Raw genomic sequence first — 26,130 nt, forward strand, 5'->3', positions numbered from 1 at the left:
TGCTTGCAAGGGCCTGCAAATGCTTAAACCCGCTTCGGCGGGTTTTTTTATGGTTGAAACGGTCAATAAAAAACCGTTATTCTGGTCCCCGTTAATTTTCTCCCCCTGGAGCGCCCCCCAAAAATGAACAACCACGACTGATGAATTTCGATCCTTGCTAAACGCCACCGCGTCGGCAGGGGATGTTTTGATTTCATTCAGGAGTGCTTATGGCTCATTTTGCGCAGTCCCCTTCTTTTATTTTGCATCAGGTCACCTGCCAGTTTCCGACAGGCGATACCCTTTTTGGTCCGCTGAATTTATCACTTGAGCCGGCGCTGTGCGCCCTGGTGGGCCGTAACGGCAGCGGCAAGACCCGTCTCCTGCGTCTGCTGGCCGGTCTGGACACACCCGCCAGCGGCCATATCGAACGCTTCGGCACGCACAGCTATGTGGCGCAACAGCACGATATCTCCCTACACACCACGCTGGCGCAACTGCTTGGCTACGAGGCTATCTTCGCGGCCCGCAAACGCATCGACAGCGGGGAGTATCTGCCCGAGGATCTGGAGTGTCTGGACGGTTACTGGGACTTAGCCGAACGGCTGAGCGAGGCATTTATCAGGGCCGGGCTTCCGGCGTTTGAGCCCGACAGGCTGGCCTCTGAACTGAGCGGCGGCGAGCGGGTTCGCGCCCTGCTGTGCGGCGCGTTTACGGCGAACGCGGATTATCTTTTGCTGGATGAGCCCACCAACCACCTCGACCGGCAGGGGCGGGCGTGGTTTTACGCCCAGCTTGCCCGCCAGACCGGCGGCGTGCTGATCGCCTCACACGATCGTGAGCTGCTGAGTCAGGTGCCGCGCATTCTGGAACTCAGCGCGTCCGGTTTGCACAGTTACGGCGGAAATTACGCGGACTATCAGCGCCAGCGGAATGCGGAGCAGCAGGCTGCCCGTGCGGCGCTGGAGCATGCAGCGACCGAGCGTAAACGCACCCGCGCACGTCAGCAAAAGGAGCATGACGACAGCCTGCGCCGTTCGGCGAAAACCCTGCGCACGGTCGACACGCTCAATATCGCCTCCTTTGAGCGCGTCAAATATAAAGGGGCGGCAAAGGAGCGCCCGGGGGCGTGGCGCAAGCAGCATCATGATCGGCAGGATACGTTGAACGCGGCGGTCAACCAGGCGCGGGAGCGGGTGGAGGAGGATAACCCGGTGATGTTTACCCTGCCGGGCAGCCAGGTGGCAGAGGGCAAGCAGGTGCTGGTGCTTGAAGAGATGGTGCTGCCGCACGTCACGATGGCGCCGCTCAACTGGCGCATGGATGGGCCGATGCGGGTGGCGTTGCGCGGGCCGAACGGCTGCGGGAAATCCACCCTGCTGAAAGCGATCCTCGGCGAATGCGAGCCCATTGCCGGTTCCTGCCGGGTGTCGGTCAACGTGGCCTATCTCGACCAGCATTTATCCCAGCTGGATCTGTCGCAATCTGTTATCTCCCATCTCAATCTGCATAACACGCCGCTGGAGGAGGGGGTGCTGCGCAGCCGCCTGGCTCAGCTTCAACTGGGTGCCGATCGGGTTACGCTTCCGCTCTCAGCCCTCAGCGGCGGCGAGCGCTTAAAAGCGGCGTTAGCCTGCGTGCTGTGGCGGGAAGAGGCGACGCAGCTCCTGCTGCTTGATGAACCGACCAATCACCTGGATCTGGCCTCCACAACGGCCATCGAGGCGGCGCTGGCAGGCTTTGCAGGCGCACTGTTGGTGGTGTCCCATGACGAGGCTTTTCTGGATGGATTGAAGCTGACGCATGAACTGGTGTGGCTGGACGGGGAGTGGCGCGGTGAAAGACGGTAAACACAAACCCCCGCAAATGCGGGGGCTAAATCAAAACTATTCAGTCAACTGCTTGCGGAGTGCCGGGTTAGCCTGAATCAGACTCATCAGCTTCAGCTCGGTCATGGAGGGCTTCACTCTTTTCGATTCCCACTCCTGAACCATCGCTACGCTGACACCCATTGCTCGGGCGAAATCATCAGTTTTCATCCCTGTCCCTTTGCGTAAGCGCTCAAATTCCGTAAAGGGGTTAGACTTTTGCTTAAGGGCAACCGTCTGCGGTACATCTTTAAAAACAATCTGCTCCAGACTGCTTAACAGATCGAACATAGGATCTTTTAATTCCATTGAGAACTCCTCTTAAATCACACTGCGGGATCGTGAACATAGAGAGCAATTTAAGAATAGTCGCTAAAACTCACAGGAGATCGTAACGTGCGTGATTAATTGTCAGAGATACGTTTCGCTGGCTGATTTGAAGAGCGATTAACTATGCTAATGACTTGATTATTCAGTAGCGCCATAGCACCAGGTATTTTTTTGTAAATCGTAAGAATTTATATGGCAATAGTCGTTTTACATGAAAAGAGTATCTTGCCGGCCTGACCTGGACTATTCTTGTCACCGTTGGGCACGCGTGTGCCGGTGTGCGCTTTTTTGGGTGAAAGGAGTAATAACAATGGCGACAGGAAAGCCCTGCTCTCGCTGGTTTGCGCCGCTTGCGGCGTTGTTAATGGTTGTGAGCCTGAGTGGGTGTTTCGATAAGGAAGGCGATCAACGCAAAGCGTTTATCGATTTCCTGCAAAATACTGCGATGCGCAGCGGCGAGCGTTTGCCAACGTTGACTGCGGATCAGAAAAAACAGTTTGGTCCCTTCGTTTCTGACTATGCGATTTTGTATGGCTATTCACAGCAGGTGAATCAGGCGATGGACGCCGGTCTGCGTCCGGTGGTGGACAGCGTGAATGCGATTCGCGTGCCGCAGGATTATGTGACCCAGCGTGAGCCGCTGAGCCAGTCAAACGGCGCACTGGGTGTGCTGGGCCAGCAGCTGCAAAACGCCAAAATGCAGGCTGATGGCGCGCACTCCGCGCTGAAGCAGGGCGACGATCTGAAACCTGTGTTCGACAAAGTGTATGACAAGGTCGTGACCAAACCTGCCGATGCGCTGCAGCCGCTGATTCCGGCCGCGCAGATCTTCACGCAGCAGCTGGTGCAGGTGGCGGACTTTATTTCGCAGCAAGGCACCCAGGTGAGCTTTGTCTCTAACGGCATTCAGTTCCCGACCTCGCAGCAGGCCAGCCAGTACAATGCGCTGATTGGGCCGCTGGCAGCGCAGCACCAGGCGTTCAGCCAGGCGTGGGGCGCGGCGATGGCCGCCACGGAATAACGTCAGACGTCCAGATTGCATGAATAAAAACCCCGCTGAAAAGCGGGTTTTTTATGTTCTCAGAAAATAAAGCTTGTCTTTGATCCGCTAACTATGTCTTAATACACCCCGTCGGTTTGTTACACAGACCTAAAGCAGTTTAGTAAAGCAGTCCAGATGCGTTATCCTTAGATACCCTTCGTAGTGACCCTTCCTTCATCGCTTAAAAATCTGTAACACATTCCATCATCGCGCCGGAAGGCAAAACAAATTTTTAAAAGGTAATCTCTATGTCTGGTAAAATGACTGGTCTGGTAAAATGGTTCAACGCTGATAAAGGTTTCGGCTTCATCACTCCTGACGATGGCTCAAAAGACGTGTTCGTACACTTCTCTGCTATCCAGAACGATGGCTACAAATCTCTGGACGAAGGTCAGAAAGTTTCCTTCACCATCGAAAGCGGCGCTAAAGGCCCAGCAGCTGGTAACGTTGTAAGCCTGTAAGCTTCCAACTCAGCTACAAGAATTTAAAAACCCGCCTCTGGCGGGTTTTTTTCGTTCAGGGTTTTGCCTGCGGATTGACGCAGTTTTTATCGACCTTGCCCTGCAGGGCGTCGATCAGGTTATCCACCGCACAGGCCGCCATGTTGTAGCGTGTTTCGTGCGTGGCAGAGCCAATGTGCGGCAGCGCCACCACGTTAGGCAGCTTCAGCAGCTCTGAGCTGGCCGGCAGCGGCTCCTGCTCGAACACATCCAGCCCCGCCGCGTGGATCTCGCCGTTTTTCAGCGCCGCAATCAGCGCCCCCTCATCCACTACCGGCCCGCGTCCCGCATTAATAAAGATGGCGGACTTCTTCATCTTCTCAAACTGCGCTTTGCCGATCATATGGTGCGTTTCATCCGTCAGCGGCAGGATCAGGCAGACAAAGTCAGATTCCTGCAACAGGGTATCCAGGTCACAGTGGCGTGCGTTGAAGCGTTCCTCGGCTTCTTTATGCTGGCGGCGCGCGTTATACAGAATTGGCATGTTGAAACCAAAGTGGGCGCGCTGGGCCAGCGCCAGGCCGATGCGGCCCATGCCAACGATACCCAGCGTTTTGCCATGCACGTCGGTGCCGAACCAGTCCGGACCGATGCTTTTGGTCCATTCGCCGGCTTTGACGCGTTCGGCCACTTCCACCACGCGACGCGCGGTGCTGAGCACCAGCGCCATCAGCGTATCCGCCACGGTTTCGGTGAGTACGGTTGGGGTGTGCATCAGCAGGACGCTACGGGCATTCAGCGCATCGACGTCGAAGTTGTCATAGCCCACCGAAATGGTTGAGGTTGCACGCAGCGCAGGCATCTTCTCCAGCAGCGCGGCATCCACTTTTTCGCTGGAGCCGAGCAGCCCGACAGCGCCAGCGAACGCCTCAGCATGCTGCTGCACCGTCTCCGGGCTCAGGTTGTTGACCCGGGTTACGGTGAAATGATCTTCAAGGCGCTGCTGTAACGCGTCAGGCAGGGCTTTATACAAAATGACGGACGGCTTCATGCTAATCTCCGTTGATTTTAAAAGGGTTCAGGCGTGGCGTGCGCCGACGGGAATGTTTTGATTATTAGCAGGCTTAACAATCAAAGTAAGCCACACTGAGGCAAAAAGCGCCACCCCCATAAAGATGTACGAGGCCGACGGGCCGCCGGTCACACCGTTCAGATACCCCACGAACCATGAACCAAAGAATGAACCCAGCGCACCCATGCTGTTGATCAGCGCCATTGCGCCACCCGCCACGTTACGCGGCAGCATTTCCGGGATGATGGCAAAGAACGGACCGTACGGGGCATACATGGCGGCACCGGCGATCACCAGCAGGGTGTAAGAGATCCAGAAGTGGTTTGCGCCCACCGCCCAGGAACCAATAAAGGCACAGGCAGCAATCAGCAGCAGCGGCCAGACGAAGAGCTTGCGGTTTTGCAGTTTATCCGACGCCCAGGAGACCACAATCATGGCGATGGTTGCCGCCAGATACGGCACGGAAGAGAGCCAGCCCACCTCGACCATGCCGAGGTTATCGCCCGCGCTACGGATGATGGACGGCAGCCACAGCACAAAACCGTAAACCCCGATGCTCCAGGTGAAGTACTGCATGCACAGCAGCACCACGTTGCGGGAGCGGAAGGCTTCGCCGTAGTTACGCACCGCTTTCAGACCCTGCTGCTCTTTATCCAGCTGCGCCTGCAGGGCCGCTTTTTCATCTTCCGAAAGCCATTTGGCCTGGGCCGGTTTGTCTTTGACCAGCACCCACCAGCAGAAGGCCCAGATCACCGCCGGAACGCCTTCAATAATGAACATCTCGCGCCAGCCGAAGGACTGGATCAGATACCCGGAGACCACCGACATCCACAGTACCGTGACCGGGTTGCCGAGAATAAGGAAGGTATTGGCACGCGACCGTTCGGATTTGGTAAACCAGTTGCTGATGTAGATCAGCATCGCCGGCATCACCGCCGCTTCCACCACGCCGAGAATAAAGCGAATGGCCGCCAGCGCCGGGATGTTATTCACCACCCCGGTGAGTGACGCACAGGCACCCCAGAGTATCAGGCAGATGAAGATCAGTTTGCGCACGCTGCGGCGTTCGGCATAGATTGCGCCGGGGATCTGGAAAAAGAAGTAACCGAGGAAGAAGAGGGCGCCCAGCAGCGAGGAGACGCCTTTGGTGATCCCCAGGTCTTCCGTAATGCCTGCGGCAGACGCGAAGCTGAAGTTCGCACGATCAAGGTACGCCAGGCTGTACGTGATAAACACGACGGGCATGATGTACCACCAGCGTTTTACTGCGTTTGTTGCACTGTTCATAGGCTTGCCTCTGTGGTTGAGGAAATGACCGCCGCTGTCTGTAGGGTACAGGGTGGCTTAATTATGTTGCGGGGATTTATTCCCCTAACTGTTCCCGGGTAGGGAGTCCTTCGCTGTCGCCCTGAACCTGAATCGCCAGCGAACCAATAACATTGCCGCGCGTGACGGCCTGATGCAGCGTTTTGCCTTCCAGCAGAGCGCTGACCACGCCCACCGCGAAGCCGTCACCCGCGCCGACGGTATCGACAACGTTCTCGACCTTCACCGCCGCCACCGCACCCTGCTCGCCGTCGGCGGTTTTATACCAGGCACCGTCGGCCCCGGTTTTCAGGATCACGGCTTTCACGCCCTTGTTCAGATAAAAATCAGCGATCCCTTCCGGGGTTTTTTCCCCGGTCAGGATGAAGCCCTCTTTCAGTCCGGGTAACACCCAGTCGGCCTGGAAGGCGAGGTGGTTGAGCTTCTCCACCATTTCCGCTTCGCTCTTCCACAGCACCGGACGCAGGTTCGGATCGAATGAGATGGTTTTGCCCGCAGCTTTCATCGCTCCCGCCGCGCGATCGAGCAGGGCGTAAGAGCTGCTGGACAACGCCGCCGCCACGCCGCTCAGGTGCAGATGCCTTGCCGCGGTAAACCAGATCGGATTGAAATCTTCCACTGACAGATGGCTGGCAGCAGAGCCTTTGCGGAAATACTCCACAGTGGGATCGGTTCCATCCGTGACTTTCGATTTCAACTGAAAACCGGTGGGGTAGCGTCCATCCAGGGTCACGCCTGCGGTGTCGATGCCCTCTTTTTTCAGGGTATCGAGCACGAACTGGCCGAAGCTGTCATTGCCGACGCGGCTCACCCAGCCCACCTTCAGGCCAAGGCGCGCCAGCCCGGTGGCAACGTTCAGTTCCGCGCCCGCAACGCGCTTCATAAAGTGGTCGACTTCGCTTAAGTCGCCGGTGTTGGTCGCCACAAACATGGCCATAGCTTCACCAATGGTGATGACATCCAGAGCATTCGGCATCGCGTTACTCCTCACGCAGCAAATTGACGTAGTGACGGGTGACAGCCGTCAGGTCTGGCCCTTCAAGAGGAAACTCGATCCCACGCGGCACATCGGCGGGGAGCTGCTCCAGCAGGGCCTGCCAGCGGGCGCTGTCGTTGTCCGGCGGCACGGCGCGATACTGCTGCTTATGCGGGACGGCGGCCTTAACGTGGATATAGCTCACCGCAGGAGCCAGATGCTTCGCGGCCTCTTCCGGGGATTCGCCCACCCACAGCCAGTTGCCCATATCAAACGTCAGCGTGACCGGGAGATTCATCACCCGGCAGGCCGCTTTGAAGCGCTGCATCGGCGCCAGCTGGCCGCAACGGGTCTGGTCGTTTTCTACCACCAGCGTCATGCCGGTCTCATCCAGCAGGGCACGAAGCGCGTCAAGCTGCTGCTTGTCGCTGAAGTTACCGAGGGAGACTTTCAGCCACAGGGCGTTGAGCGTCGCGGCTTCGGCAAGGTAGCGGGGTAGCATCGGGTTGAGAGCGCCATCCGGGGTAAACAGGGCATCCGGGGCGGAATAGCAGGCCAGCAGGCCGAGCAGTTCAATGGATCCGGCAAGCGTGGGTAAGGATGCCAGCTCGGCATCGCTGAATAACTCGCGGCGGATCTCGACGCCGTCGGCGCCTGCCCCGGCGATCACGTGCAGCATGGCGCGCTGGCCCCCTGCTTCACGTACCTTGTCAGCGCCATAGGCGGCGGTGACGACAATAATTTTTCTGCCCATCGGCGGACTCCATCACGTAGCTGATACTCTTTACGCTAGATGGAACCGGTTCCAAAGAAAAGTTCAGTATGCTGGATTTATGATCGCCATCACGAAGGGGGGGTTAACGGGCCGTAGAGCCGCGGACGATCAGCTCGCCGGAGAAGACCTGCTCGCGGACGGCATCATCGGCACCGTTGATCCGGCGCACGACCTGCTCGACGGCGGCGAAGCCAATCTGCCAGGTGGGCTGTTTGAGGGTGGTGATGCCGACCCCGGCCAGTTCGGCCCACTCCAGCTCGTCAAAGCCTAGCAGACCGATATCGCTGCCCCAGTGCAGGCCAATGCGCTTGAGCGAGCGGGCGACCTGCAGCGTCAATGCGCCGTTCGCGGAGATGACCGCCTTGCGCATCCCGCGATGGCGGGTATGGAACTCACGCAGGGCGTTATCCAGCCGTTCGGCTTCATGGAGTGGGATTTCAACGTTCTCGGCGACCACGCCAGCATAGCGGGCAAGGGTGGCGCGGAATGCGCTCAGGCGTTCGCGGCGGGTATTGACCATTCCCAGCGGCTCGCTCAGGAACAGAATCGCTTCAAAGCCTTGTTCTATCAGGTGTTCGGTAGCGGTTGTCGCGGCCTGGGTATTATCCAGCCCGACCACATCGCAGGCGAAGTCCGGGATTTTTCGGTCAATCAGCACCATCGGCAGGGCGGACTGTTGCAGGCGGTTCAGCCCCTCTTCGCGCATTCCCACGGCGTTAACCACGATGCCCTCAACCTGATAGCTGCGCAGCAGATCGAGGTAGTGCAGCTCCTGGTCGAGCTCGTTGTTGGTGTTACACACCAGCGGGGTAAAGCCTTTTTCCCGGCAGGCGGCTTCGATGCCGCTGAGGACGTTAACAGAGTAGGGGTTGGTGATGTCGGCGATGATAAGCCCGATCAAGCGGGTACGGCCACGCTTCAGGCCCCGGGCCATCAGGCTAGGGCGATAGTCGAGGTCGGCGATAGCCTGTTCAATGCGGGCCAGCAGCGCGTCGGAAAGCAGGTTTTTTTCGCCGTTGAGGTAACGGGAGATGCTGGTTTTACCGGTTTTTGCGGCTTTCGCTACGTCGCTGATGGTGGGCCGTGTTGATTTGCTCATCGCTGTTTCCTTGCCTTGGTTGAGCATACCTTAGCGCGAAAATGCCCGGTGGCGCTACGCTTACCGGGCCTGGGGTTTGTGCGGCCTGATGCCCTCACCCCGACCCTCTCCCACGGGGAGAGGGCGCAAACACTAAAAACGGCAAACAGGTTGCCGTTTTGCTTTTACCTACTGCACCGGACTTAAAGTGATCTCAACGCGGCGGTTCTGCGCTTTGCCTTCCGCCGTGCTGTTGCTGGCGATCGGATTCGCCGGGCCCATGCCGCTGGTGCGAATGCGGTTCACCGCCACGCCCTGGGTGATGAGCGAGCTGGCCACCGCGTCAGCACGCTGCTGGGAGAGACGCATGTTCAGATCCTGGCTGCCGGTGCTGTCGGTATAGCCCAGCACGTTCACCGCGGTTTTTTCGTACTCTTTCAGCACCATCGCCACGCCGGTCAGGGTGTTGGCACCCGCCGGTTTCAGCGTTGCGCTGCTGCTGTCGAAGGTGACGTTGTTTGGCATGTTCAGAATGATGTTATCGCCGCTGCGGGTCACGCTTACGCCGGTACCCTGCATTTTGTCGCGCAGCTTCGCTTCCTGCACGTCCATGTAATAACCCGCGCCGCCGCCCAGCGCTGCGCCTGCTGCGGCACCAATCAGGGCACCTTTGCCGCGGTCTTTCTTCGAGGAGGAGAGCGCGCCAACACCTGCGCCCACCAGGGAACCGATGCCTGCGCCAATGCCTGATTTACCCGCTTCGCGTTCGCCGGTGTAAGGGTTGGTGGTGCAGCCTGAAACAACCAGGGCGCCGCTCACTACGGCGGCAATCATAAGTGCGCTTTTTTTCATCTTCTTTCCTTAAGCTTTTTTATTCTTTGCCACGACGGGCGTGGCGGTTGATTATGACGTCCAGTTACGGAGAAAATTCCGGGGATAACTCTTAAATTTGTGTCAAATCATAAACAGTCTCAATGAAGGCTGAGAAAACCTGCAACCGGCAATCCAGGAGCACACGCTGTGACCACTTCAACAAAAACCATTCTGACTGCAGCCCACTGGGGGCCCATGCTGGTCGAAACCGACGGCGACAGGGTGCTCTCTTCCCGTGGCGCGTTGCCGACAAAGCATCCCAATTCCCTGCAGACCGCGGTGCGCGACCAGGTGCACAGCAAAACACGCGTGCGCTGGCCAATGGTGCGTAAAGGCTTTCTCGCCTCGCCGGATAATCCACAGGGGGTGCGCGGGCAGGATGAATTCGTGCGCGTCAGCTGGGACGAAGCGCTGACGCTTATCGATGCGCAGCATAAACGCATTCGCCAGAGTTATGGTCCATCGTCCATTTTTGCCGGTTCGTACGGCTGGCGCTCCAACGGCGTGCTGCACAAAGCGGCCACCCTGCTTCAGCGCTATATGAGCCTGGCGGGCGGCTATACCGGCCATCTGGGGGATTACTCAACCGGCGCGGCGCAGGCCATCATGCCGTATGTGGTGGGCGGCAACGAAGTCTATCAGCAGCAGACCAGCTGGCCGCTGGTGCTGGAGCACTCTGAGGTGGTGGTGCTGTGGAGCGCTAACCCGCTTAATACCCTCAAGATCGCGTGGAACGCCAGCGACGAGCAGGGAATACCCTACTTTGACGCGCTGCGTAAAAGCGGCAAGCGCCTGATCTGCATCGATCCGATGCGCTCCGAAACCATGGATTTCTTTGGCGACAGCGCCGAGTGGATCGCCCCGCACATGGGCACCGATGTGGCACTGATGCTCGGCATCGCCCATACGCTGGTGGAAAACGGCTGGCAGGATGAAGCCTTCCTGGCGCGCTGCACTTCCGGGTATGAAAAGTTTGCCGACTACCTGACCGGTGCGACAGACGGTATCGCCAAAACCGCCGAATGGGCTGCCGACATTTGCGGCGTTCCAGCCGATAAAATTCGTGAACTGGCGGCGTTGTTCCACCATAACACCACGATGCTGATGTCCGGCTGGGGCATGCAGCGCCAGCAGTTTGGCGAGCAGAAACACTGGATGCTGGTTACGCTTGCGGCAATGCTCGGCCAGATTGGCACCCCCGGCGGCGGCTTTGGGCTTTCGTATCACTTTGCCAACGGCGGTAACCCGACGCGTCGCGCGGCGGTGCTGGCCTCAATGCAGGGTTCGGTCAAAGGCGGTACCGACGCGGTGGATAAATTCCCGGTCGCCCGTATTGTTGAAGCCCTGGAAAATCCCGGCGGTTTTTATCAGCACAACGGTCTGGATCGCCATTTCCCGGATATTCGCTTTGTCTGGTGGGCGGGCGGCGCCAACTTTACTCACCATCAGGACACCAACCGCCTGATCCGCGCCTGGCAAAAACCGGAGCTGGTGGTCATCTCCGAGTGCTTCTGGACGGCGGCGGCGAAGCATGCCGATATCGTGCTGCCGGCCACCACCTCGTTTGAACGCAACGACATGACCATGACCGGCGACTACAGCAACCAGCATATGGTGCCGATGAAGCGGGTTGTGGCCCCGCGCGATGAGGCGCGTGACGATCTTGATGTGTTTGCCGAGCTGAGCGAGCGCTGGGAGCAGGGCGGCGGCGAGCGTTTCACCGAAGGCAAAACCGATCTGGAGTGGCTGGAGACGTTTTATGAGATTGCCGGGCAGCGCGGCGCGGCCCAGGGCGTGACTTTAGCGCCCTTTGCCGAATTCTGGGAAGCCAATGCCATCGTCGAAATGCCGGAATCCGAGGACAACGCGAAATTCGTGCGCTTCGCTGATTTCCGTCGCGATCCTGAAAGCCATCCGCTTAAAACCGAGAGCGGCAAACTCGTGATTTATTCAGATCGCATTGCCGGCTTCGGCTACGCCGACTGTCCGCCTCACCCGATGTGGCTGGAGCCGGACGAGTGGCACGGCAACGCCGAGCCGGGGCAACTGCAAATTCTTTCTGCCCACCCGGCGCACCGTCTGCACAGCCAGCTTAACTACTCTTCCCTGCGCGAGCAGTACGCGGTGGCCGGGCGCGAGCCGGTAACGCTGCACCCGGATGACGCGAAGGCGTGCGGCATTGCCGACGGCGACGTGGTTCGCGTCTGGAACCATCGCGGCCAGGTGCTGGCAGGCGCGGTGGTCAGCGAGGGCATCAAGCCGGGGGTGATCTGCATTCACCAGGGGGCATGGCCGGATCTGGATCCTGATAACGACGGGATTTGTAAGAACGGAGCGGTCAACGTGCTGACCAAAGATCTCCCCAGCTCGAAGCTGGGGAACGGCTGCGCGGGGAATACCGCGCTGGCGTGGCTGGAAAAATACCAGGGGCCGACGCTTACGCTGACGGCGTTTGATCCGCCTGCCAGCTCATAAGCCAGGTCGGGTGCTGGGTATCTTCCTGCCAGGCGCTGTCTTCAATGCGAAAGCCCTGAGCATGATAGAAATTCACCGCCCGATTGTTCTTCTGGTAGACCTCGAGGCTTAAATACGGGTAGCGCTGCTGAACATGGTTTATCAGCGCATGCCCGATGCCCTTGCCGGCCCAGGCGGGATCGACAAACAGCGCCCCGATGAACTTCGACTCCATCACGCTGATAAACCCGCGAAGCGCGCCTTCCTCTTCCCATACCCATGTCTCGGCCGAAGGCAGGTAAACTTCCCGCACCACCTCCTCGCTCTCTACCCAGTACTGCGCATCGATAAACGGATGGGCGACGGTGGTGCTCTCCAGCCAGAGCGTCAGCAGGGGCTCGACGTCGTCGCTGAGCCATTTGCGGATCATGTATGACCTCCCGGGTAGCAGTGGCAGGTGGTGACGTGATCGTTGACCAGCCCGCAGGCCTGCATAAAGGAGTAACAGATGGTGGTGCCAACGAACTTGAAGCCGCGTTTTTTCAGCGCCTTAGAGAGGGCGTCCGAGGCGGGCGTTGAGGTGGGGATCTCCGCCAACGTTGCCGCCCGGGTCACCTGCGGGGTGTTATCAACAAAGGACCAGACAAAATCGGAGAACCGCTCGCCGTTCTCTTCCATCGCCAGATAAGCCCGGGCGTTGCCGATAATGGCTTCGATTTTACCCCGGTGGCGAATAATGCCCGCATCCAGCACTAACCTGTCGACATCGGCAGTTGTCATTCCGGCGACCAGAACCGGATCGAACTGGTGAAAGGCCTGACGATAATTTTCCCGCTTTTTAAGCACGGTGATCCAGGATAAACCGGCCTGCTGGCCCTCAAGACAGATCATCTCGAATAAATGTTTTCCGTCAGTTTCCGGCACTCCCCACTCTTTATCGTGATAGGCGATATAAAGCGGATCCTGGCTAACCCAGCCACAACGTTGCATCGGTTCTCTCCCTTTTGCTACTGAAATGACAAAAATTTCAATCGACCCGGCTTGACGTGTCATCTAAAGAGACAATAGTTAATACAGGCTGATACGCAACATCCCTCATGTCGCAACCAGGCCTCAATTACACAATCACAAATATCGCCGAATTCGGCTCTTCTCTGGAGTCGCTTTGATGATTATAAAAAAAATAAGTGGCCGCCATGCCGTTACCGGTCTGGTGAGTTTCCTCGCCTGTCTGCTGACAGGCAACACAGCAAACGCCTGGCAACAGGAATATATCGTTTCGGATACGAAAAGTAATACCACTGAGCGTTATACATGGGACGACGATCACCAACCGCGTTATGAGGACATCCTCAAAGAGCGAATTCTCTCTTCGCAGAATACGTCCGGTTTAGCGCTGAATTTACCTGATGAATCGCCCGTGGAAGCGACCAGCTCCATGAGCGTGGGCTGGAGTATTCCCGTGGCCCGCCGTTTTACCACCGGACCGGTTGCCGCCTGGCACTATGACGGCTCCACGCCCAATATGTACAACGAGTTTGGCGATAGCGTGAACACGCAGTCGCTAATCGATCCGCTATGGCATGCCAGCGTCAGTACGCTCGGCTGGCGCGTTGATACACGCGTGGGCGATCTGCGACCCTGGGCGCAAATCAGCTATAACCAGCAGTTCGGCGATAATCAGTGGAAAATGCAGTCCGGCCTGGGACGCCTGGCACCGTCCACGCAATATGGTAACTGGATGGATGTCACCGTCGGGGCAGATATGCTGATCAACCCCTATATGGCGGCCTATGCTTCTATGTCGCAGGCCGAAAACATGACCACCGGCGAAGATTATCTTTATACTCTCGGCGTTAGCGCCAGGTTCTGAATTAAGCGCATAAGTGACCTGTGCAGCACCGGAAGTAAGCCTTCTCCGGTGCGGTTCAGACGGCAGTCCAGGTCATTCATTCCTGATTTTCGGCATTTCATTCCACGCCCTCTGCATTTCATGCCGTTTTACCCCTGGTAAGTTGGGGTTTTAGTTATCGTTGTCAGCAGTGAATTTCCCTTTCTTCTGCTGCAGGACAACTGCCATGAACACATCATCTTACAACCGCACCCGCTGGCTGACCCTTATCGGCACCATCGTGACCCAGTTTGCGCTGGGTTCGGTCTACACCTGGAGCCTGTTTAACAGCGCCCTCTCCGATAAACTCGATGCACCGGTGAGCCAGGTGGCTTTCTCCTTTGGCTTGCTGAGCCTGGGCCTGGCGCTCTCCTCGTCCGTTGCCGGTAAATTACAGGAGCGCTTCGGCGTTAAGCGCGTCACCATGGCCTCCGGGATTTTACTGGGGGTTGGCTTCTTCCTGACCGCGCACTCCAGCAATCTGATGATGCTGTGGCTGAGCGCCGGGGTGCTGGTAGGGCTGGCGGATGGCGCGGGCTATCTGTTAACCCTGTCGAACTGTGTGAAATGGTTCCCGGAACGTAAAGGGCTGATCTCCGCCTTTGCCATTGGTTCTTACGGTCTTGGCAGCCTGGGCTTCAAATTTATCGACAGCCATTTGCTCGCCACCGTCGGCCTTGAGAAGACCTTTATGATCTGGGGCGCCATCGTGCTGGTGATGATCCTGTTCGGTGCCACCCTGATGAAAGATGCCCCGCAGCAGGAAGTGAAATCCGTTAACGGTGTGGTCGAGAACGACTTTACGCTGGCCCAGTCAATGCGTAAGCCGCAGTACTGGATGCTGGCTGTCATGTTCCTGACCGCCTGCATGAGTGGCCTGTATGTGATTGGCGTGGCGAAAGATATCGCCCAAGGGATGGTAAAACTGGACGCGGCAACAGCGGCCAACGCGGTAACCATTATCTCTATCGCCAACCTCTCTGGCCGCCTGGTGCTGGGGATCCTGTCTGATAAAATCGCCCGTATCCGCGTCATTACTATCGGCCAGGTGGTTTCGCTGGTGGGGATGGCGGCACTGCTTTTCGCCCCGCTCAACGAAGTGACCTTCTTTGCGGCTATTGCCTGCGTCGCGTTTAACTTCGGCGGCACCATCACCGTCTTCCCGTCGCTGGTAAGTGAGTTCTTCGGCCTTAATAATCTGGCGAAAAACTACGGCGTTATTTATTTAGGTTTTGGTATCGGCAGTATTTGCGGTTCGCTTATCGCTTCGCTGTTCGGCGGCTTCTATGTGACCTTCTGCGTAATATTCGCCCTGCTTATCCTTTCTCTGGCGCTTTCCACTACGATTCGCCAGCCGCAGCGCGAAATATTTAAACAAGCGCATGCCTGAGTAAACTCCCTCTAAGGGCCGGATATTCCGGCCTTTTTTTTCGCTGCACTCCGTAAAAAACAGGCCGGTGGTATGTCATCGGACTTGTTTTTTTGTAAATATTTGCAGGGATCACATTCTCTGCTGCCACTTTTTCTTTTCCCTGTGGTCTACTTACCGCGCTTACAGACGTTTCCTATAACGTACTCCCAGGCAATGAAATATGTTGTTCACTTTTTAACCAAGAGTGAGACGGCTCTACATTATCTTTTTCCAGGTTGCATTAATGAAATATATCAAAGCGATGACGCAACAAAAGCTCAGCTTTTTGCTCGCGTTGTACATCGGTCTGTTTATGAATGGCGCGGTTTTTTTCCGTCGGTTTGACGGTTATGCGCAAGACTTTACCGCCTGGAAAGGAATCGCTGCGGTCGTTGAACTGGTTGCCACTGTGCTGGTCACCTTCTTTTTACTGCGTTTGCTGTCGCTGTTTGGCCGCCGGATATGGCGCGTTCTCGCCACGCTGGTGGTGCTGTGCTCGGCGGGTGCCAGCTATTACATGACTTTTATGAACGTGGTGATCGGCTACGGCATTATTGCCTCGGTGATGACCACGGATATTGACCTCTCGAAAGAGGTGGTCGGTATCCACTTTGTTCTCTGGCTGGTTTGCGTCAGCATCCTGCCGCTGCTGCTTATCTGGAACAACCGCTGCCGCTATACGCTGTTGCGCCAGCTGCGTACCCCGGGACAGCGTATCAGAAGCGCCGCGGTGGTCGTCCTGGCGGGACTGATGGTCTGGGGACCTATCCGCCTGCTGGATTTACAGCAGAAGAACGTTGAACGTACCTCCGGCGTGGATATGCCGAGCTACGGCGGCGTGGTGGCGAACTCCTATCTGCCGTCCAACTGGATCTCCGCGCTGGGGTTATACGCCTGGGCGCAGGTGGACGAGTCGTCCGACAACAAATCGCTGATGAACCCGGCGAAGAAATTTACCTATCAGGCGCCTGCGGATATTGATGACACCTATGTGATCTTCATTATTGGTGAAACCACGCGCTGGGATCATATGGGTATGCTGGGCTATGAACGGGATACTACGCCGAAGCTGGCACAGGAGAAAAACCTCGTCGCCTTCCGCGGGTATTCCTGCGATACGGCGACCAAGCTCTCGCTGCGCTGCATGTTCGTGCGTGAGGGTGGGGCAAGCGATAATCCACAGCGTACGTTGAAAGAGCAGAATGTCTTCGCGGTGCTACGCCAGCTGGGCTTTAGCTCCGACCTCTACGCGATGCAAAGCGAGATGTGGTTCTACAGCAACACCATGGCCAACAACATCGCCTATCGTGAGCAGATTGGCGCTGAGCCGCGTAACCGCGGTAAGAGCGTGGACGATATGCTGCTGATCGACGAGATGCAGCGCTCCCTGCAGGGCAACCAGGACGGTAAGCATATGATCATCCTGCATACCAAAGGGTCGCACTTTAACTATACCCAGCGTTATCCGCGCAGCTTTGCGAAATGGACGCCGGAGTGTAAGGGCGTGGATAAAGACTGCAGCAAACAGCAGCTGATCAACTCCTATGACAACTCGGTGACCTATGTGGATCACTTTATCGACAGCGTGATTGACCAGGTGCGTGATAAGAAAGCCATTGTCTTCTACGCCGCCGATCACGGTGAGTCGATTAACGAGAAAGAGCACCTGCACGGTACGCCGCGCAAGATGGCGCCGCCGGAGCAGTTCCGCGTCCCGATGATGGTGTGGATGTCTGACAAGTATCTGGAGAACCCGGAGAAAGCCAAAATGTTTGCCCACCTCAAAGAGCAGGCGGATATGAAAGTGGCGCGTCGTCATGTGGAGCTGTATGACACCATTCTCGGTTGCCTCGGTTATACCTCGCCAGACGGTGGGATTAACGAGAATAACAACTGGTGTAAAGTGCCGGACAGCGCTGCGAAAGCCGCGAAGTAATGGGCCTGGCGACTTTATAGCCGATCGAATGGCTTTTTCAGAATAAGGGATTGACGGGGTTGCAGCGTAGCAGTAAGATGCGCTCCGCATTCGGCGAGTAGCGCAGCTTGGTAGCGCAACTGGTTTGGGACCAGTGGGTCGGAGGTTCGAATCCTCTCTCGCCGACCACATTCGAAACCCCTGCTCTTTGAGCAGGGGTTTTTTTCATCTGAAAGTTATGAGGATGAGGACCTCCGGGGCAGGAGGTTCGACTCGAGCGAAGCGAGAGAACGTTGCTTCAGCAACGGCCCGAAGGGCGAGTCACGAAGTGACGAGTTATCCTCTCTCGCCGACCACATTTGAAAACCCCGCTCTTTGAGCGGGGTTTTTGCATTTATCACCCGCAGAAATTACTTCCTCAAAAGACTTAACTCTCTTAATTAGCCAAAATACGCTTTACCTTAGTTTCACTCTGCCTGGTAACGATTATGTGACATATTCCATTGTATTTTTTTATATATGGAATGATCTTTTTTCGCGTTGCTTATACATAACCTCAGCATTTTCCCCTGTGCGTTTTAACGTTCACGGCATTTAGTGCGCAGATAATCGCCATTCTGTAAGAAAATTTACGCGGGTTGAATAAATGTTAATCACTGGTTGTAGGAGAATGCGCAGAGAGTTGTGCTGCATCATGGCGGGTAGCATAAATTTCCCTGCTGAAAATACGCCCCGGTAGTTTTTTTAATCTTTGTTTGCCGATTCTCACACTTAGCGTAAATCCCCGTCACCTGTATTGACGTTTTCACATTCTGTTGACAGATTGTAGGGCACGAGGGGCAATTCAGGGAGGATCTGCGCTGCAACTCAGTCGCTCTTCTGAAAGGAATCTCCATCCCTTATAACGCCTTAGGGCAGCACCGACCGGACCGGGTAAAAAACAAATTAAAGGTCAGGCGGAGTAACACAACAAAAAACATCACATTGGAGCAGAATAACAATGAGTATTTCCTTGAAGAAGTCAGGGATGCTGAAGCTTGGTCTGAGCCTGGTAGCCATGACTGTCGCAGCAAGCGTACAGGCAAAAACCCTGGTCTACTGTTCTGAAGGCTCGCCGGAAGGCTTTAACCCACAGCTCTTTACCTCTGGTACAACGTACGACGCTAGCTCTGTACCTATCTATAACCGTCTGGTTGAATTCAAAACCGGTACCACGGAAGTTATTCCGGGTCTGGCAGAGAAGTGGGAAGTCAGCGAAGACGGTAAAACCTATACCTTCCACCTGCGTCAGGGCGTGAAGTGGCAGGACAGCAAAGAATTCAAACCTACGCGCGATCTGAATGCAGACGACGTGGTGTTCTCCTTCGACCGCCAGAAAAATGCCCAGAACCCGTACCACAAAGTCTCCGGCGGCAGCTATGAGTACTTCGAAGGTATGGGTCTGCCGGATCTGATCAGCGAAATCAAAAAAGTGGACGACAAAACCGTTCAGTTCGTGCTGACCCGTCCGGAAGCGCCATTCCTGGCTGACCTGGCCATGGACTTCGCCTCTATTCTCTCTAAAGAGTATGCGGACAACATGCTGAAAGCCGGCACCCCGGAAAAAGTTGACCTGAACCCAATCGGTACCGGTCCATTCCAGCTGCTGCAGTACCAGAAAGACTCCCGCATCCTGTACAAAGCGTTCGAAGGCTACTGGGGCACCAAGCCGCAGATCGACCGTCTGGTCTTCTCCATCACGCCTGACGCCTCCGTGCGTTACGCCAAGCTGCAGAAGAACGAATGCCAGGTTATGCCGTACCCGAACCCGGCAGACATCGCGCGCATGAAGCAGGACAAAAACATCAACCTGCTGGAGCAGGCGGGTCTGAACGTTGGCTATCTCTCCTTCAACACCGAGAAGAAACCGTTTGATGACGTGAAAGTGCGTCAGGCGCTGACCTACGCGGTGAACAAAGAAGCGATCATTAAAGCCGTTTACCAGGGCGCTGGCGTTGCAGCCAAGAACCTGATCCCACCAACCATGTGGGGCTATAACGACGACGTTAAGGATTACACCTATGACGTTGAGAAAGCGAAAGCGCTGCTGAAAGAAGCAGGCCAGGATAAAGGCTTCACCGTTGAGCTGTGGGCAATGCCAGTCCAGCGTCCATACAACCCGAACGCTCGCCGTATGGCCGAGATGGTTCAGGCTGACTGGGCTAAGATCGGCGTCCAGGCCAAGATCGTGACCTACGAGTGGGGCGAGTACCTGAAGCGTGCTAAAGCCGGTGAACACCAGGCTGTGATGATGGGCTGGACCGGTGACAACGGGGATCCGGATAACTTCTTCGCAACCCTGTTCAGCTGCGCCGCGGCGAAAGACGGTTCTAACTACTCTCGCTGGTGCTACAAGCCGTTTGAAGACCTGATTCAGCCGGCACGTGCTGCAGAAGATCACAACAAGCGTATCGAGCTGTACAAACAGGCTCAGGTTGTGATGCATGACCAGGCTCCGGCGCTGATCGTGGCTCACTCCACCGTATATGAGCCAGTGCGTAAAGAAGTTAAAGGCTACGTGGTTGACCCACTGGGTAAACACCACTTCGAAAACGTCTCTGTTGAATAATTAAAAGCAACGCCAGGCGGCGCTGCGCTTGCACTGGCCTACGGCATGTAGGCCGGGTAAGCGTAGCGCCACCCGGCAGCAGTGCTTTATTCCCTCTCTAAAAGGGGAGGGAATAAGATTTGTGAGCAATACAGACGTCACGCCTTCCGGCGAGCGTCATTAGAGAGAATCCGGGTTATGTTGCAGTTCATCCTCCGACGTCTGGGACTTGTTATCCCCACGTTTATCGGTATCACCCTTCTCACCTTCGCTTTTGTCCATATGATCCCCGGTGACCCGGTAATGATTATGGCGGGCGAGCGTGGCATTTCTCCTGAACGTCATGCACAACTGTTGGCCGAACTGGGGCTGGATAAGCCGATGTGGCAGCAGTATCTCCACTATATCTGGGGTGTGATGCATGGTGATTTAGGTATCTCGCTGAAAAGCCGTCTTCCGGTGTGGGAAGAGTTCGTACCACGATTTAAAGCGACGCTGGAACTCGGTGTCTGCGCCATGATTTTTGCCGTCGCCGTGGGTATCCCGGTGGGCGTGCTGGCTGCGGTAAAACGTGGCTCTATCTTCGATCACACCGCCGTTGGCCTGGCGCTGACCGGTTACTCCATGCCTATCTTCTGGTGGGGCATGATGCTGATCATGCTGGTATCGGTGCAGTTGAACCTGACTCCGGTCTCAGGGCGCGTCAGCGATATGGTCTTCCTTGATGACACCAACCCGCTGACCGGCTTTATGCTGATCGACACGGCTATCTGGGGCGAAGAGGGCAACTTTATTGATGCGCTGGCGCACATGATCCTGCCTGCGATGGTGCTCGGGACAATCCCGCTGGCGGTTATCGTGCGTATGACCCGTTCGTCGATGCTGGAAGTGCTGGGCGAGGATTACATCCGTACTGCCCGCGCCAAAGGGCTGACCCGCATGCGCGTGATTATCGTCCATGCGCTGCGTAACGCCATGCTGCCGGTGGTAACGGTTATCGGCCTGCAGGTAGGTACGCTGCTGGCAGGGGCGATCCTGACCGAAACCATCTTCTCCTGGCCGGGCCTGGGGCGCTGGCTGATTGACGCACTGCAGCGCCGTGACTATCCGGTTGTGCAGGGCGGTGTGCTGCTGGTGGCGACGATGATTATCCTCGTTAACCTGCTGGTCGATTTGCTGTACGGCGTGGTGAACCCGCGTATTCGTCATAAGAAGTAAGGGGCCATCATGTCACAAGTTACTGCAAATAAAGCTGCACCGGTGCCAATGACGCCGCTGCAGGAGTTCTGGCACTACTTCAAGCGCAACAAAGGCGCTGTGGTGGGGCTGGTTTACGTTTCCATCATGATCCTGATTGCGGTTTTTGCGAACGTGCTGGCGCCGTATAACCCGGCGGATCAGTTCCGCGACGTGCTGCTGGCCCCGCCAGCCTGGCAGGAGGGTGGAACATTTGCCCACCTGCTGGGGACCGATGACGTGGGCCGCGACGTGCTCTCCCGTCTGATGTACGGTGCACGTTTGTCACTGCTGGTTGGCTGTCTGGTGGTGGTACTCTCGCTGATCCTCGGCGTGGTGCTGGGCCTGATCGCCGGTTACTTTGGCGGCCTGATTGATAACACCATTATGCGTATCGTCGACATCATGCTGGCCCTGCCAAGCCTGCTGCTGGCGCTGGTGCTGGTGGCGATCTTCGGCCCGTCAATCGGCAACGCCGCGCTCGCCCTGACGTTCGTTGCGCTCCCACACTACGTGCGATTAACCCGTGCGGCGGTGCTGGTGGAAGTGAACCGCGACTACGTCACCGCCTCTCGCGTGGCGGGTGCCGGTGCGATGCGCCAGATGTTCGTCAACATTCTTCCTAACTGCCTTGCGCCGCTGATTGTCCAGGCGTCGCTCGGTTTCTCTAACGCCATTCTCGATATGGCCGCTCTTGGCTTCCTTGGCATGGGTGCGCAGCCGCCAACACCGGAGTGGGGCACCATGCTCTCCGACGTGTTGCAGTTCGCGCAAAGCGCCTGGTGGGTCGTGACCTTCCCGGGTCTGGCGATCCTGCTGACGGTGCTGGCATTTAACCTGATGGGTGATGGTCTGCGTGATGCACTTGATCCCAAACTGAAGCAGTAAGAGGCACGAGATGGCGTTATTAAATGTAGATAAATTATCGGTGCACTTCGGTGACGTAGGCTCCGAGTTTCGCGCCGTAGACCGTGTTAGCTACAGCGTAAATCAGGGTGAAGTGGTCGGCATTGTAGGTGAGTCTGGTTCCGGTAAGTCGGTGAGCTCACTGGCTATCATGGGACTGATTGATTTTCCCGGCCGCGTGATGGCGGAAAACCTGGAATTTAACGGGCAGGATTTGAAGCGCATTTCTGAAAAAGAGCGCCGCAACCTGGTCGGTGCCGAAGTGGCGATGATCTTCCAGGACCCGATGACCAGCCTTAACCCGTGCTACACCGTCGGTTTCCAGATCATGGAAGCGATCAAGGTGCATCAGGGCGGTAACAAGAAAACCCGTCGCCAGCGGGCGATCGACCTGCTGAACCAGGTGGGTATTCCTGACCCGGCCTCGCGTCTGGATGTCTATCCGCACCAGCTCTCCGGCGGGATGAGCCAGCGTGTGATGATCGCCATGGCGATCGCCTGCCGTCCAAAACTGCTGATTGCCGATGAACCGACAACCGCGCTGGACGTGACCATTCAGGCACAGATCATCGAGCTGCTGCTGGAGTTACAGCAGAAAGAGAACATGGCGCTGATCCTGATCACCCATGACCTGGCGTTAGTGGCCGAAGCGGCGCATAAAATCATCGTGATGTATGCCGGGCAAGTAGTGGAAACCGGCAGTTCGCACGATATCTTCCGCGCGCCGCGTCACCCCTATACCCAGGCGCTGCTGCGTGCCTTGCCGGAGTTTGCACAGGATAAGGCGCGTCTGGCGTCACTGCCGGGCGTGGTACCGGGGAAATACGACCGCCCAACCGGCTGTCTGCTGAACCCGCGCTGCCCGTATGCTACGGACAAATGCCGCACCGATGAGCCAGATCTCTATACGCTTAGTGACGGTCGCCAGTCTAAATGTCACTACCCACTCGATGATGCCGGGAGGCCCACACTATGAGTACGCAAGAGGCCACCATGCAACAGCCGCTGTTGCAGGCTATCGATCTGAAAAAACACTATCCGGTGAAGAAGGGGATGTTTGCCCCTGAGCGCCTGGTGAAAGCGCTGGATGGCGTCTCCTTTACCCTCGAGCGCGGTAAAACGCTGGCGGTGGTGGGGGAGTCCGGCTGTGGGAAATCCACGCTGGGCCGTCTGCTGACCATGATTGAAACCCCGACCGGGGGCGAGCTTTACTATCAGGGGCAGGATCTGCTCAAGCACGATCCTAACGCGCAGAAACTGCGTCGCCAGAAAATCCAGATTGTGTTCCAGAACCCGTATGGTTCGCTGAACCCGCGTAAAAAGGTGGGGCAGATTCTGGAGGAGCCGCTGCAGATTAACTCCACGCTGAGCAAAGAGCAGCGTCGCGAGAAGGCGCTGGCGATGATGGCCAAGGTGGGGCTCAAGACCGAGCACTACGATCGCTATCCGCATATGTTCTCCGGCGGCCAGCGTCAGCGTATCGCTATTGCCCGTGGTCTGATGCTCGACCCGGACGTGGTGATCGCCGATGAACCGGTCTCCGCGCTGGACGTATCCGTTCGTGCGCAGGTGCTGAACCTGATGATGGATCTGCAGCAGGATTTAGGTCTGTCGTACGTCTTCATCTCTCACGACCTGTCGGTGGTGGAACACATTGCGGATGAAGTGATGGTGATGTATCTGGGCCGCTGTGTGGAGAAGGGAACCAAGGATCAGATCTTTAATAACCCGCGCCATCCGTATACGCAGGCGTTGCTCTCTGCGACGCCACGTCTGAACCCGGATGAACGTCGGGAGCGTATTAAACTGACCGGCGAGCTGCCAAGCCCGCTTAATCCACCGCCGGGTTGTGCTTTCAACGCCCGCTGCCGTCGTCGCTTTGGGCCGTGCACCCAGCTGCAACCGCAGTTAAAAGACTACGGCGGACAACTGGTAGCCTGCTTTGCGGTCGACCAGGACGAAAACGGCGAGAAGCCTCAGGCGTAAGTCATAAAAAAACCGGCGAATTCGCCGGTTTTTTATTGGATGCGCGACACTATTTTCGTAATCGGATCTGGTCGACAGCGTGCTTTTCACTTTTGGTGAGGATCAGGCTGGCGCGCTCACGCGTCGGGAGAATGTTCTCTTTCAGGTTCACGTAGTTGATCTCATTCCACAGTGCGGTCGCCACATTAACGGCCTCTTCTTTTGAGAGCTGGGCGTAGTTGTGGAAATAAGAGTCAGGATCGGTGAACGCCCCTTCGCGGAACTTCAGGAAGCGGTTGATGTACCAGTTTTGCAATAAGTCTTCCGGGGCATCGACATAAATAGAGAAGTCGACAAAGTCAGAGACAAAGACATGATGTGGGTCATGAGGGTAGTCCATCCCGCTTTGCAGAACATTTAACCCTTCCAGAATCAGAATGTCCGGCTGCACCACCGTTTTGTCCCCGTCCGGGATGCGGTCGTAGATCAGATGCGAATAGACCGGAGCCGTAACGTTCGGCGCGCCGGATTTCAAATCTGAAACGAATTTCACCAGACGATGCATATCATAAGAGAGCGGGAAGCCTTTCTTCTTCATCAGGCCGCGTTCTTTTAACACTTCGTTGGGGTGCAGGAAGCCGTCGGTGGTGATCAGCTCAACGCTGCGATGCTCCGGCCAGCGGCTCAGCAGCGCCTGCAGCACGCGCGCGGTGGTGCTTTTACCCACGGCCACGCTGCCGGCGATACTGATGATATAAGGAATGCGCTGCCCATTAGTCCCGAGGAACTGCTCCAGGACGGCCTGTCGACGAAGGTTGGAACTGATATAGAAATTCAGCAAACGCGACAGAGGCAAATAAATTTCGGCGACTTCTTCAAGCGACAGGTCTTCGTTTATCCCTTTTAACCGTGCGATTTCGCCTTCCGTTAAGGTCATCGGGACGGAATCACGCAGAGCAGCCCACTGGCTGCGGCTAAACTGGAGATAAGGCGTCATTAACATTTGCTCTTTTTTGCTCATAAGCATGCTTGAGTGAGGCGTCTCATCCCACAACAGAGGCTAGCCATGCGGGGTATGGCGCATCACATAATAGTTAATTTTGGACAATGGGCAGGAGGGTAACACCAGATGAGCCGAATAATAAGAAAAAATATGGCTCCATGTTACGTTAAGCGGGAATCGTCACAGACCGGGTTTGGGCCCCTTTCACGGCAGTATATGGTGAATATTTGCGCGTGCTTGCCTGAAAATACAGCGTTATTCTCTCTTCTCGCACAAAATGTGAGCGAAAGAACAATTTATGCAAATTTTTAGTTGCATGACTGCCCATGTCTCCATAGAATGCGCGCTACTTGATGCCGACTTAGCTCAGTAGGTAGAGCAACTGACTTGTAATCAGTAGGTCACCAGTTCGATTCCGGTAGTCGGCACCATCAAGTCCGGTGGGGTTCCCGAGCGGCCAAAGGGAGCAGACTGTAAATCTGCCGTCACAGACTTCGAAGGTTCGAATCCTTCCCCCACCACCACTTTCTGGCAGCGTTAACGCCGCCGGAGTTGGTTGAAAAAATTAACCAGCTCGAACTTAAAAAGAGAGAAATCTCTTTTTTTGTTACAGAAAGAACTGGGTAGCCGAGTTTCAGGATGCGGGCATCGTATAATGGCTATTACCTCAGCCTTCCAAGCTGATGATGCGGGTTCGATTCCCGCTGCCCGCTCCAATACGTGCTGATATGGCTCAGTTGGTAGAGCGCACCCTTGGTAAGGGTGAGGTCCCCAGTTCGACTCTGGGTATCAGCACCACTTCACTTCTCCCTCCCGTTTCTCTCTGTTTCAATTTAAATGTATTCAACAGTTCAGGCATTTCGCCTGGTTGATGTGGTGATATCACCGATTTATCCGTGTCTTAGAGGGACAATCGATGTCTAAAGAAAAGTTTGAACGTACAAAACCGCACGTTAACGTCGGTACTATCGGCCACGTTGACCATGGTAAAACAACGCTGACC

23 protein-coding genes, 5 tRNA genes and 1 other RNA gene are annotated in these 26,130 nt (G+C 56.3%); 19 read left to right on the forward strand and 10 right to left on the reverse strand.

The window, feature by feature from the left end; translation table 11 throughout:
* The first annotated feature begins 209 nt into the window (after positions 1–209).
* A complete protein-coding gene (locus tag ACOYA6_RS20175; RefSeq protein WP_422655288.1) occupies positions 210–1,829 on the forward strand; it encodes an ABC-F family ATP-binding cassette domain-containing protein in 1,620 nt (539 codons plus the stop codon).
* A gap of 36 nt (positions 1,830–1,865) precedes the next feature.
* Here the strand turns inward: ACOYA6_RS20175 and ACOYA6_RS20180 are convergent, their stop codons facing one another.
* The gene (locus tag ACOYA6_RS20180) at positions 1,866–2,156 is read right to left on the reverse strand and encodes an HTH-type transcriptional regulator (protein ID WP_039031143.1); all 291 of its coding nucleotides are present in this window, start codon (positions 2,154–2,156) and stop codon (positions 1,866–1,868) included.
* A gap of 331 nt (positions 2,157–2,487) precedes the next feature.
* On the opposite strand from ACOYA6_RS20180, the gene ACOYA6_RS20185 reads away from it, so the two are divergent.
* Complete coding sequence (locus ACOYA6_RS20185) at positions 2,488–3,198, forward strand: DUF3053 domain-containing protein (protein ID WP_039031142.1); 711 nt, start codon at positions 2,488–2,490, stop codon at positions 3,196–3,198.
* 269 nt (positions 3,199–3,467) lie between these two features.
* A complete protein-coding gene (cspE, locus tag ACOYA6_RS20190) occupies positions 3,468–3,680 on the forward strand; it encodes a transcription antiterminator/RNA stability regulator CspE (protein ID WP_032615822.1) in 213 nt (70 codons plus the stop codon).
* Between the two features lie 55 nt (positions 3,681–3,735).
* Here cspE and ghrB read toward each other — a convergent pair whose 3' ends face one another.
* The 6 genes from ghrB to ACOYA6_RS20220 all read right to left on the reverse strand — a co-directional run bounded on the left by ghrB (position 3,736) and on the right by ACOYA6_RS20220 (position 9,738).
* On the reverse strand, positions 3,736–4,710 hold the full coding sequence (gene ghrB, locus ACOYA6_RS20195; RefSeq protein ID WP_039031141.1) for a glyoxylate/hydroxypyruvate reductase GhrB: 975 nt from the start codon (positions 4,708–4,710) through the stop codon (positions 3,736–3,738).
* Between the two features lie 27 nt (positions 4,711–4,737).
* Positions 4,738–6,018 carry an MFS transporter gene (locus tag ACOYA6_RS20200; RefSeq protein ID WP_039031140.1) on the reverse strand — a complete coding sequence of 427 codons (1,281 nt, stop codon included), beginning with the start codon at positions 6,016–6,018 and terminating at the stop codon, positions 4,738–4,740.
* A gap of 76 nt (positions 6,019–6,094) precedes the next feature.
* Positions 6,095–7,033, reverse strand: coding sequence for a sugar kinase (locus ACOYA6_RS20205; RefSeq protein ID WP_422655289.1), 939 nt, complete (start codon positions 7,031–7,033; stop codon positions 6,095–6,097).
* Between the two features lie 4 nt (positions 7,034–7,037).
* Entirely contained in the window at positions 7,038–7,787 is a 750-nt protein-coding gene (locus ACOYA6_RS20210) for a sugar phosphate isomerase/epimerase family protein (protein WP_422655290.1), read from the reverse strand.
* Positions 7,788–7,890: 103 nt separating this feature from the next.
* Positions 7,891–8,907, reverse strand: coding sequence for a LacI family DNA-binding transcriptional regulator (locus tag ACOYA6_RS20215; RefSeq protein ID WP_039031137.1), 1,017 nt, complete (start codon positions 8,905–8,907; stop codon positions 7,891–7,893).
* Between the two features lie 168 nt (positions 8,908–9,075).
* On the reverse strand, positions 9,076–9,738 hold the full coding sequence (locus ACOYA6_RS20220) for an OmpA family lipoprotein (protein WP_039031136.1): 663 nt from the start codon (positions 9,736–9,738) through the stop codon (positions 9,076–9,078).
* A gap of 168 nt (positions 9,739–9,906) precedes the next feature.
* Here ACOYA6_RS20220 and ACOYA6_RS20225 point away from each other — a divergent pair, with 168 nt between their 5' ends.
* Positions 9,907–12,234: a molybdopterin guanine dinucleotide-containing S/N-oxide reductase gene (locus ACOYA6_RS20225; RefSeq protein ID WP_422655291.1), complete on the forward strand. Its 2,328-nt coding sequence runs from the start codon at positions 9,907–9,909 to the stop codon at positions 12,232–12,234.
* Here ACOYA6_RS20225 and ACOYA6_RS20230 read toward each other — a convergent pair.
* A complete protein-coding gene (locus ACOYA6_RS20230; protein WP_039031134.1) occupies positions 12,197–12,643 on the reverse strand; it encodes an N-acetyltransferase in 447 nt (148 codons plus the stop codon). The two genes, ACOYA6_RS20225 and ACOYA6_RS20230, sit on opposite strands and share 38 nt — an antisense overlap.
* Positions 12,640–13,203 (reverse strand): DNA-3-methyladenine glycosylase I, encoded by a 564-nt coding sequence (gene tag, locus ACOYA6_RS20235; protein WP_138370865.1) that lies wholly within the window; start codon positions 13,201–13,203, stop codon positions 12,640–12,642. The genes ACOYA6_RS20230 and tag overlap by 4 nt, the downstream gene beginning before the upstream one ends.
* Positions 13,204–13,381: 178 nt before the next feature.
* On the opposite strand from tag, the gene ACOYA6_RS20240 reads away from it, so the two are divergent.
* From ACOYA6_RS20240 to dppF, 10 genes are all read left to right on the forward strand, one after another.
* Positions 13,382–14,086: an autotransporter domain-containing protein gene (locus ACOYA6_RS20240; RefSeq protein WP_039031132.1), complete on the forward strand. Its 705-nt coding sequence runs from the start codon at positions 13,382–13,384 to the stop codon at positions 14,084–14,086.
* A gap of 205 nt (positions 14,087–14,291) precedes the next feature.
* On the forward strand, positions 14,292–15,494 hold the full coding sequence (locus ACOYA6_RS20245) for an L-lactate MFS transporter (protein ID WP_039031131.1): 1,203 nt from the start codon (positions 14,292–14,294) through the stop codon (positions 15,492–15,494).
* Positions 15,495–15,759: 265 nt separating this feature from the next.
* A complete protein-coding gene (gene eptB, locus ACOYA6_RS20250; RefSeq protein WP_039031130.1) occupies positions 15,760–17,451 on the forward strand; it encodes a kdo(2)-lipid A phosphoethanolamine 7''-transferase in 1,692 nt (563 codons plus the stop codon).
* A gap of 91 nt (positions 17,452–17,542) precedes the next feature.
* Positions 17,543–17,619: transfer RNA gene (locus ACOYA6_RS20255), tRNA-Pro, on the forward strand.
* 35 nt (positions 17,620–17,654) lie between these two features.
* Positions 17,655–17,786, forward strand: a non-coding RNA gene (locus tag ACOYA6_RS20260) — RtT sRNA.
* Between the two features lie 644 nt (positions 17,787–18,430).
* A complete protein-coding gene (dppA, locus tag ACOYA6_RS20265; RefSeq protein ID WP_039031129.1) occupies positions 18,431–20,038 on the forward strand; it encodes a dipeptide ABC transporter periplasmic-binding protein DppA in 1,608 nt (535 codons plus the stop codon).
* Positions 20,039–20,215: 177 nt separating this feature from the next.
* The gene (gene dppB / locus ACOYA6_RS20270) at positions 20,216–21,235 is read left to right on the forward strand and encodes a dipeptide ABC transporter permease DppB (protein ID WP_039031128.1); all 1,020 of its coding nucleotides are present in this window, start codon (positions 20,216–20,218) and stop codon (positions 21,233–21,235) included.
* Positions 21,236–21,244: 9 nt separating this feature from the next.
* Positions 21,245–22,141 carry a dipeptide ABC transporter permease DppC gene (gene dppC, locus ACOYA6_RS20275; RefSeq protein ID WP_039031127.1) on the forward strand — a complete coding sequence of 299 codons (897 nt, stop codon included), beginning with the start codon at positions 21,245–21,247 and terminating at the stop codon, positions 22,139–22,141.
* Positions 22,142–22,151: 10 nt separating this feature from the next.
* Positions 22,152–23,135, forward strand: a complete 984-nt coding sequence (gene dppD, locus ACOYA6_RS20280) for a dipeptide ABC transporter ATP-binding protein (protein WP_039031126.1) — start codon at positions 22,152–22,154, stop codon at positions 23,133–23,135.
* On the forward strand, positions 23,132–24,145 hold the full coding sequence (gene dppF, locus ACOYA6_RS20285) for a dipeptide ABC transporter ATP-binding subunit DppF (RefSeq protein ID WP_039031125.1): 1,014 nt from the start codon (positions 23,132–23,134) through the stop codon (positions 24,143–24,145). Before dppD ends, dppF begins: the two co-directional genes overlap by 4 nt.
* A gap of 49 nt (positions 24,146–24,194) precedes the next feature.
* Here the strand turns inward: dppF and coaA are convergent, their stop codons facing one another.
* Positions 24,195–25,145 carry a type I pantothenate kinase gene (gene coaA / locus ACOYA6_RS20290; protein ID WP_138370866.1) on the reverse strand — a complete coding sequence of 317 codons (951 nt, stop codon included), beginning with the start codon at positions 25,143–25,145 and terminating at the stop codon, positions 24,195–24,197.
* A 337-nt stretch (positions 25,146–25,482) separates the two neighbouring features.
* Here coaA and ACOYA6_RS20295 point away from each other — a divergent pair.
* The 5 genes from ACOYA6_RS20295 to ACOYA6_RS20315 all read left to right on the forward strand — a co-directional run.
* Positions 25,483–25,558 (forward strand) — tRNA-Thr (locus tag ACOYA6_RS20295).
* Between the two features lie 8 nt (positions 25,559–25,566).
* Positions 25,567–25,651 (forward strand) — tRNA-Tyr (locus tag ACOYA6_RS20300).
* Between the two features lie 117 nt (positions 25,652–25,768).
* Positions 25,769–25,843, forward strand: a tRNA-Gly gene (locus ACOYA6_RS20305).
* 6 nt (positions 25,844–25,849) lie between these two features.
* A tRNA-Thr gene (locus ACOYA6_RS20310) sits at positions 25,850–25,925 on the forward strand.
* Between the two features lie 118 nt (positions 25,926–26,043).
* A partial coding sequence (locus ACOYA6_RS20315) for a GTP-binding protein (RefSeq protein ID WP_002436303.1) occupies positions 26,044–26,130 on the forward strand: 87 nt, incomplete at its 3' end.

The sequence above is a fragment of the Leclercia barmai genome (assembly GCF_049312895.1).
GTDB lineage: Bacteria > Pseudomonadota > Gammaproteobacteria > Enterobacterales > Enterobacteriaceae > Enterobacter > Enterobacter barmai.